The 7,089-nt window shown below is 58.3% G+C and carries 8 protein-coding genes; 4 read left to right on the top strand and 4 right to left on the bottom strand.

Features of this window, described 5'->3' with window-relative positions; all coding sequences use genetic code 11:
* Nucleotides 1-114: 114 nt before the first annotated feature.
* From QZL67_RS06900 to QZL67_RS06910, 3 genes are all read right to left on the bottom strand, one after another.
* Nucleotides 115-711, bottom strand: coding sequence for a TetR/AcrR family transcriptional regulator C-terminal domain-containing protein (locus QZL67_RS06900; protein ID WP_022290006.1), 597 nt, complete (start codon nt 709-711; stop codon nt 115-117).
* A gap of 125 nt (nt 712-836) precedes the next feature.
* Nucleotides 837-1,412 (bottom strand): dipicolinate synthase subunit B, encoded by a 576-nt coding sequence (locus QZL67_RS06905; RefSeq protein ID WP_022290007.1) that lies wholly within the window; start codon nt 1,410-1,412, stop codon nt 837-839.
* Nucleotides 1,409-2,260, bottom strand: a complete 852-nt coding sequence (locus tag QZL67_RS06910; RefSeq protein ID WP_022290008.1) for a dipicolinate synthase subunit DpsA — start codon at nt 2,258-2,260, stop codon at nt 1,409-1,411. The genes QZL67_RS06905 and QZL67_RS06910 overlap by 4 nt, the downstream gene beginning before the upstream one ends.
* Before the next feature lie 140 nt (nt 2,261-2,400).
* On the opposite strand from QZL67_RS06910, the gene QZL67_RS06915 reads away from it, so the two are divergent.
* Both QZL67_RS06915 and QZL67_RS06920 read left to right on the top strand, forming a co-directional pair.
* The gene (locus QZL67_RS06915) at nt 2,401-3,084 is read left to right on the top strand and encodes a YjjG family noncanonical pyrimidine nucleotidase (RefSeq protein ID WP_022290009.1); all 684 of its coding nucleotides are present in this window, start codon (nt 2,401-2,403) and stop codon (nt 3,082-3,084) included.
* 12 nt (nt 3,085-3,096) lie between these two features.
* Complete coding sequence (locus tag QZL67_RS06920) at nt 3,097-3,600, top strand: HD domain-containing protein (RefSeq protein WP_022290010.1); 504 nt, start codon at nt 3,097-3,099, stop codon at nt 3,598-3,600.
* Nucleotides 3,601-3,671: 71 nt separating this feature from the next.
* On the opposite strand, the gene QZL67_RS06925 is transcribed toward QZL67_RS06920, so the two are convergent.
* Nucleotides 3,672-4,970 carry an HD domain-containing protein gene (locus QZL67_RS06925; protein WP_292920051.1) on the bottom strand — a complete coding sequence of 433 codons (1,299 nt, stop codon included), beginning with the start codon at nt 4,968-4,970 and terminating at the stop codon, nt 3,672-3,674.
* Nucleotides 4,971-5,129: 159 nt separating this feature from the next.
* Between QZL67_RS06925 and murC the strand changes: the two genes are divergently transcribed.
* On the top strand, nt 5,130-6,500 hold the full coding sequence (gene murC / locus QZL67_RS06930) for a UDP-N-acetylmuramate--L-alanine ligase (RefSeq protein WP_022290012.1): 1,371 nt from the start codon (nt 5,130-5,132) through the stop codon (nt 6,498-6,500).
* 4 nt (nt 6,501-6,504) lie between these two features.
* Entirely contained in the window at nt 6,505-7,044 is a 540-nt protein-coding gene (locus QZL67_RS06935) for a prolyl-tRNA synthetase associated domain-containing protein (RefSeq protein ID WP_022290013.1), read from the top strand.
* Nucleotides 7,045-7,089: the final 45 nt, after the last annotated feature.

Consider the following 7,089-nt stretch of genomic DNA (forward strand, 5'->3'; position numbering starts at 1 on the left):
CTTTCCCCATTTGTCAACACCTTTTTCGCGTCTTTTTTACTTTTTTCAGCACCTGCTGCTTTCTGCGCCTTTTTTCTTCTTCCTTATGAAACAGAGGTTATTGCATGATCCATGTTATAACTTTTGCTTATTGTAAGTTTCTGTTGTCTCCGCTCCGAGGTTCTCCAGCATAAACCTCGCACAGCCATTGATCGCTGTCCGGAATCGTTCCAGCCGTTGAACAGTGTCTTCCCGCTTCAGGTGTTTTCCAATCCACTCCATAATAAGTCCGGATGCCGCCAGGGTGAAAATATCGGTAATGAAATCCAGATCTTCCTCTGTCACTGGCCGTCCCAGCTCCGTAGCCTGGCTGCGGACCAGCTCAGATGTATACGGACGAAAACACTTTTTAATGTAGTCCGCCAGTGTCTCATGACTGATGGAATGATATGCATTCAAAACCAGCTCCCGATTTTCCTGGATATACTCCATGACGGTTTTCAGTCCCTCTGTCCAGTCGCTGTAATCCGTATTCCGGGCCAGGAGATTTTCGGCAGCATCTTTTAAAATCCACTCCAGCAAATCATAGATATCATGAAAATAATAATAGAAGGTCTGTCGGTTCACACCGCAGTCCTCCACAATTTCCTTCACTGTAATCTTGTCCATCCCGCGCTTTGCCAAAAGTTTGCGGAAGGAATCCGCCAGGGCCTGTTTTGTTGCTAAAGACATCCGTTCCCACCTTTCCACTGCTGTTCTATTATGAATGTATTCAGTATAGCATACATGCTGGGAAAAAGAGAACGTCAAATTTGCGTTAGAGCATCAGGAAAGGCGCGGAAATCTCCGCGCCTTTCCTACCGCACCAGCAGTGGCTGGATCTGTTCTCCCCGGAGTGCGCCATCCACCGTCTCCGGAATCTTGGTAAAGTCCGCCATCAGCGAACAGGGCTTGAGCCGGGCGTTGTCCTGGCCAAACGGTACGAAATAGTAATGTTTCCGCACCAGCAGTTCTCCGATGTTTCTTGCTCCCGCTGCCAGGCCATCATTGCTGGCCATGGCAATGACCACGGGTCTTCCATTACGCAGATGGGCCTTGGCAGCCATAGTAACCGCCGTATCCGTAATTCCTGCGGCCAATTTAGCAATGGTATTTCCGGTAGCCGGCGCAATGACTAAAACATCCAGCAGTGCCTTGGGGCCAATGGGTTCCACCGCCGGGATATCACACAGCGGTTCCCGCCCTGTCAGTTTTCTGATTCGCTCCAGAAGATCCTCAGAGGTTCCAAAACGCGTGTCTGTGAATGCCGCGGTCTCCGAGACAATCGGGATCACGGTTTCATAGATATGCGTCAGTTCCTCCAGGCTTTTGAGCACCTCTTCATGGGTACAGAAGGACCCGCAGACTGCAAATCCGACACGTTCCTTCCTCACGCAGGTTCACCTCGTTCTTCCAAGATGTAATAGACTGCATCCCGAATTACAGCTGCCGCCGTCCGGGGCACCAGCCGCCCCGGAAGGGATCTTGCCCACACGTGCGGCAGCCCAAGGGACTCTGCCGCGGCCAGGTCAATTCCCGGCACAGATGCCAAATCCACGCAGAGGCATCCCGGTGAAAGCTGGGAAAGCAGCGCTGCATCCAGGATCAGAGAGGGGACCGTGTTGAACACTGCGCCAAAGGATTCCAGCCGTCCGTCCAGACCTCCGGTTTCCAGCGCCTGCCAGCCGTAGGCGCGGATCCAGGCCAGATCTCCGGGCTTTCTTGCGCTTGCTGTCACCCGGGCGCCCAGACCGTGCAGCCGGCTGCTGAGCAGTTTTCCGATACGTCCGAAGCCCACCACCAGGCAGTCCATTCCCAGAAGCGTTCGGTCCAGCTGTTCCATCGCCACCTGAATTGCTGCCTCAGCCGTAGCTGCGGCATTGGCAACCGTCAGTTCTTCCCGCAGGAAGTAATCCTCCACCTTCAGGCCGCACAGTTCCGCCTCCCGTATTTGCTTGGGTTTCACCTGCCCTGCCAGGATCAGCTGATCCGGCCGCAGACTTTGGAACAAATCCAAGGTCGGGACCGGGCTTTCCCGGCAGTTCAGTACACCGTCTCCCTGGCACAGCGGCAGCGGCAAAATCACCACGTCGCACGCCGCTGCCTGGCGCAGGGATGTTTCGTCCCCGCTCCGCCAGGTCCCGAGTCCATAAGTACGCACCATACAGCCGTCGGCCTCCAGTAATCCGGCCAGTTCCGCCTGACGGCGGTCTCCGCCAATGACGCCAAAGGTCTTGTTCATCCGGCATTCCCCCCTCGTTCCATGGTATGGGAAAGTACGCCGGTGGTGATTGTCTTTTTCCCCGGGCCGTGATAAGATAAGATCATTTTCAGGCGGCCCCCCGCTTTTCAAGTCCACCCCCTGATGAAAGGACAATGCCCATGCATTATCTGAATCTGCTGCTGGACGCGGACGATACCCTGTTTGATTTTCCAAAGGCCTCCGCCCGCGCGTTTTCCTGTATGTGTCGGCGCCATGATGTACCGGATACACCTGAGGTGCGCCAGCTCTATCATCAGATCAATCAAGAGCTATGGGATGCCTTTGACCAGGGAAAGGTCTCCAAGGAATTTGTCACGCTGGAGCGGTATGTCCGCTTTTTTCATGCGCTGCATCTCAACCGGGATGCCGCCACCTGCAACCGGGATTATCTTTCGGCTCTGGGGGAATGTGTCTACCCTCTGCCCTATGCGGAAGAGGTCTGTCGGACACTGGTCAGCTGCGGGCACCGGCTGTACATCATTACCAACGCGGTAGCCTCCGTGCAGAGAAGCCGCCTGCAAAACAGCCCGTTCGCAGACCTTATCACCGAATCGTTTACCTCAGAAGATGCCGGTGCATCCAAGCCGGACCGGGCCTACTACGACTATGTTCTTGCCCATATCCCCGGAGCCAGTGCTTCAAATACCCTTGCGGTGGGTGACTCCCTGGCCACTGACATCGCCGGCGCCAACAACGCGGGACTCCCCTGCTGCTGGTATAACCCCCATCACAGCCCCCGCCGGCCGGGACTGCGTATCGACTACGAGATCCAGGATCTGCGGGTATTGCCGGACCTGGTGTAAAGGAGAATTTCAATGGATTTGCAAGCTCTCACCTCTGCCATGATTGCCTATGATGCCGGCGACCCCATGCGGATTCACCACTTTCTGAAGGTCCACGCCTTTGCCCGCCTCATCGGGCTCTCGGAGGGACTTCCCTCCGATCTCCAAGAGATCACGGAAGCCGCCGCTCTGGTCCATGATATCGGCATCCACCGGGCGGAAGCGCTCTATGGCTCCAGTGCCGGAAAATATCAGGAGGAACTGGGCCCCACAGAGGCAAAAACGCTTCTGGAATCTCTACATGCCCCCGCTGCGATAACAGCACGCGTGGCTTATCTGGTGGGGCATCACCACACTTACACCGGCATTGACGGCTTGGACTACCAGATCCTTGTGGAGGCGGATTTCCTGGTCAATCTGTACGAGGATCAGCTTCCCGCAGAAGCCAGAAAGCACGCCTATACGTCTATTTTCCGTACAAAGACCGGCAAACGGCTGTGCCGGGAACTGTACCCGGACGTTGTGCAGGCGGAATAATCAAAAAAGCGGTGCCGGGTTCTCCCCAGCGCCGCTTTTGATCGTTCCACCGCAGGGCCGTCCGCTCCCGGTCACCTGCAATCCTGTCTGTCCTTTCGGGCCCAGTCCAGCAGACTTGCCCGTTCATTCGGTACCACACCGTCTACCACAGCGTCCAGCAGCTGGTTCAGTTCCCGGCCCACTGCCGGCCCGACATAGCCGAGGGCAAGCAGGTCCCGGCCAGACACCGCCAGCTGCCGGAGAGAAACGCAGGCATTTTCTTCCACCAGACGGTCCAGTACTGCCTCCACCCGGTCCAGTTCCCGCTGGCGGTCCTGATAGGCCGGTGCCTGTGCCAGATTGTCCGCCCGCTTCACTGCCAGCAGGCGCCGCAGATCTTCCTCCCCCAGTGCCCGCAGGCAGCGCCGGACCGCCGGGTCTGTGGCGGCAATCGGCCGGTCATGCCACTCCACCAGTCGGACAATACACGCACGCGTCCGGTTATCGAACCGAAGGCGGCGGAGCATCTGCTCCGCCATACGGGCACTCTGGACCGGGTGTCCCCGGAAATGTCCCCTCCCGTCTTCATCCAGCCGCATGCAGTCAGGTTTGCCGATATCATGCAGCAGCATGGTGTATCGGACCACCGGGTCTGGCGGCGATGCGGAGAGCGCATGGAGGGTATGTTCCCACACATCATAACAGTGATGCCGGTTTCTCTGATCCAACCCCACCATGGGCAAAATCTCCGGCCAGAATACTCCCAGCACATCTGGATAGGCCCGCAAAACCTCTGCCGGCTGCTGTCCGGTCAGCAGCCGGGTCAGTTCCGTCTGAATCCGTTCCGGTGCGATCTCCGCCAGCAGTTCCCGGCAGCGGTGAATTCCCGCCGCCGTCTGCGGATGAATGGAAAATGCCAGATCCGCCGCAAACCGCAGTCCCCGCATCATCCGCAGCGCATCCTCCCGGAACCGCCGTTCCGGCTCCCCCACGCACCGCAGGATTCCCATCTTCAAATCCTCCGCACCGCCAAAGGGGTCTCGGAACACACCCCGCAGGTCCATGGCCATGGCGTTCACTGTAAAATCCCGGCGGCTCAGATCCTCCTCCAGCGAGCAGGTAAAGGTCACCCGCTCCGGCCTTCTGTGATCCCGGTAATTCCCATCCCTGCGGAAGGTTGTGATCTCCACTGCCCGCTCCGAAGTGCGGACCGTAACCGTACCGTGCCGAAGCCCCGTGGGGAGCGCCCGGTCCCCAAAGAGGGCCAGCGTCTGCTCCGGCAGTGCATTGGTGGTCACATCCCAGTCCTCCGGGGTCCGCCCCAGGCGCAGATCCCGGACGCAGCCGCCCACGCACCATGCCTCGTGCCCTGCCGCCTCCAGCGTCTCCATCACAAGTTTTACATCCTGCGGTATTTCCGTCACGGTTTTTCCCGTCCTTTTGGTTGCATTTCTCTACTTTCCGTATTATAATAAATTGCTTATGATTATACAATGTTTTTCCCGCCTTTGCAACGCGGGGCGCTTATTTGGAAAGGAAGTCTCCGTCCTATGATGAACAATCCGAATCCCATCCGCGAATACCTGGTTCCCGGCAAACGCGTACACCTGGTCGGCATCGGCGGCGTGTCCATGTGTCCGCTGGCGGAGGTCCTGCGGGGCATGGGGCTCCAGGTCCAGGGCTCCGATATGACGGAAAGTGATACCGTCCGCCACCTGCGCTCCCTGGGTATCCCCGTGTCCATCGGCCACAATGCCGATAACCTGGGGGACTGTGAGTTCGTGGTCCGCACCGCCGCCGTCCACGACAGCAATCCGGAGATTGCCGGCGCTGTGGCCCGGGGCATCCCGGTCTACGAGCGGGCCCAGGCCTGGGGCGCCATTATGCAACACTATCCCAATGCCCTGTGCGTAGCAGGCACCCACGGCAAAACCACTACCACCTCCATGTGCACTCACATCTTTATGGCCGCCCAGGCAGACCCCGGCGGCACGCTGCCTCTGCTTCATTCCGGTTACCGGGTGGGCCACGGCGACACCATCATTCTGGAATCCTGCGAATACTGCAACAGCTTTCTCAGCTTTTTCCCCACGGTTGCTGTGATTTTGAATGTGGAACCGGACCATCTGGACTTTTTCAAGGATCTCAATGATATTGAGCACTCTTTCCACAAGTTTGCCCAGCTGGTGCCGCCTGCGGGGCATGTCATCGTCAACGCCGACAACCAGGGGGCCATGGATTCCGTCCAGGGGCTGGAGCACCCGATCATCACCTTCGGTCTGGAGCGTCCTGCGGACTGCACAGCCTCCAATCTCCATGAGGAGGACGGTCTGCCGGTGTTTGATGTGCTGATCCACGGTCAGTTCTATGCCCATGTGACCCTCCATGTCTATGGCCGCCACAATGTACTCAACGCTCTGGCGGCCGCCGCAGCCGCCCATGCCCTGGGTCTGCCCGGCTCCGCCGTGGAAGAAGGCCTGGCCGCCTTCACCGGTGCCGGACGCCGCTTTGAGCATAAGGGCACCTATCATGGTGCCGAGGTCTATGACGATTACGCCCATCACCCTGACGAGCTTCACGCCCTGCTGACCACCGCCAAGGAACTGCCCCATCAGCGGCTGATCGTGGCATTCCAGCCCCATACCTATTCCCGCACCGCCAAACTCTTTGACCGGTTCGTGGAAGAGCTGAAGATTCCCGATGTGGTCATTCTGGCGGAGATCTACGCAGCCCGGGAGCAAAACACGCTGGGCATCTCCTCCTCCGATCTGTGCCGCAACATTCCCGGCGCCATCTACTGCACCACGCTGGATAAGGTAGCGGAGGAACTGCGGAAGATTGCCCAGCCCGGTGACCTGATCTTCACCGTTGGTGCCGGTGATATCTACCGTGCCGGCGACAAGCTGCTCGAGGAGGCGTAATCGCATGGAAATTTCGCCTCCGTATCATAACACCCGGCCCGAGGGAGAGCTGCTCCCTCAGGAGGCCGCCGCGTTCGGCATGCTGGAATCCCTGGGCATTGAGTATGACCGCGTCACCAGCGACCCGGCAGACAATATGGAAAAGTGCGCCGCTGTCAGTGCCGTGCTGGGGATGCCCATCTGTAAGAATCTCTTTCTTTGCAACCGGCAGAAAACGCAGTTTTACCTCCTGGCCATGGGGCCGGACAAGCCCTTCCACACCAAGGACTTGAGCCACCAGATCGGCTCCGCCCGGTTGTCTTTTGCGCCGGAGGAATCCCTTTGGGAATTTCTGCACTGCACCCCCGGCTCCGCCACGGTGCTGGGGCTGATGAACGATACAGACCACCGCGTGCAGCTGCTGATGGAGCGGGAGGTCTATGAAGCGCCGTATTTCTCCTGCCATCCCTGTATCTGCACCAGCAGTCTGAAAATCCGCACGCAAGACCTGCTGGAAAAATTTCTGCCCCGCACCGGCCATTCCCCGATCGTGGTCGATCTTTAAAGCCCGGAGCAGACGTGTCTTGAGCGTCCGGCAGGTTTCCTGTTC

It is taken from the genome of Oscillibacter sp. CAG:155, assembly GCA_000436875.1.
Taxonomy (GTDB): Bacteria; Bacillota; Clostridia; order Oscillospirales; family Oscillospiraceae; genus Oscillibacter.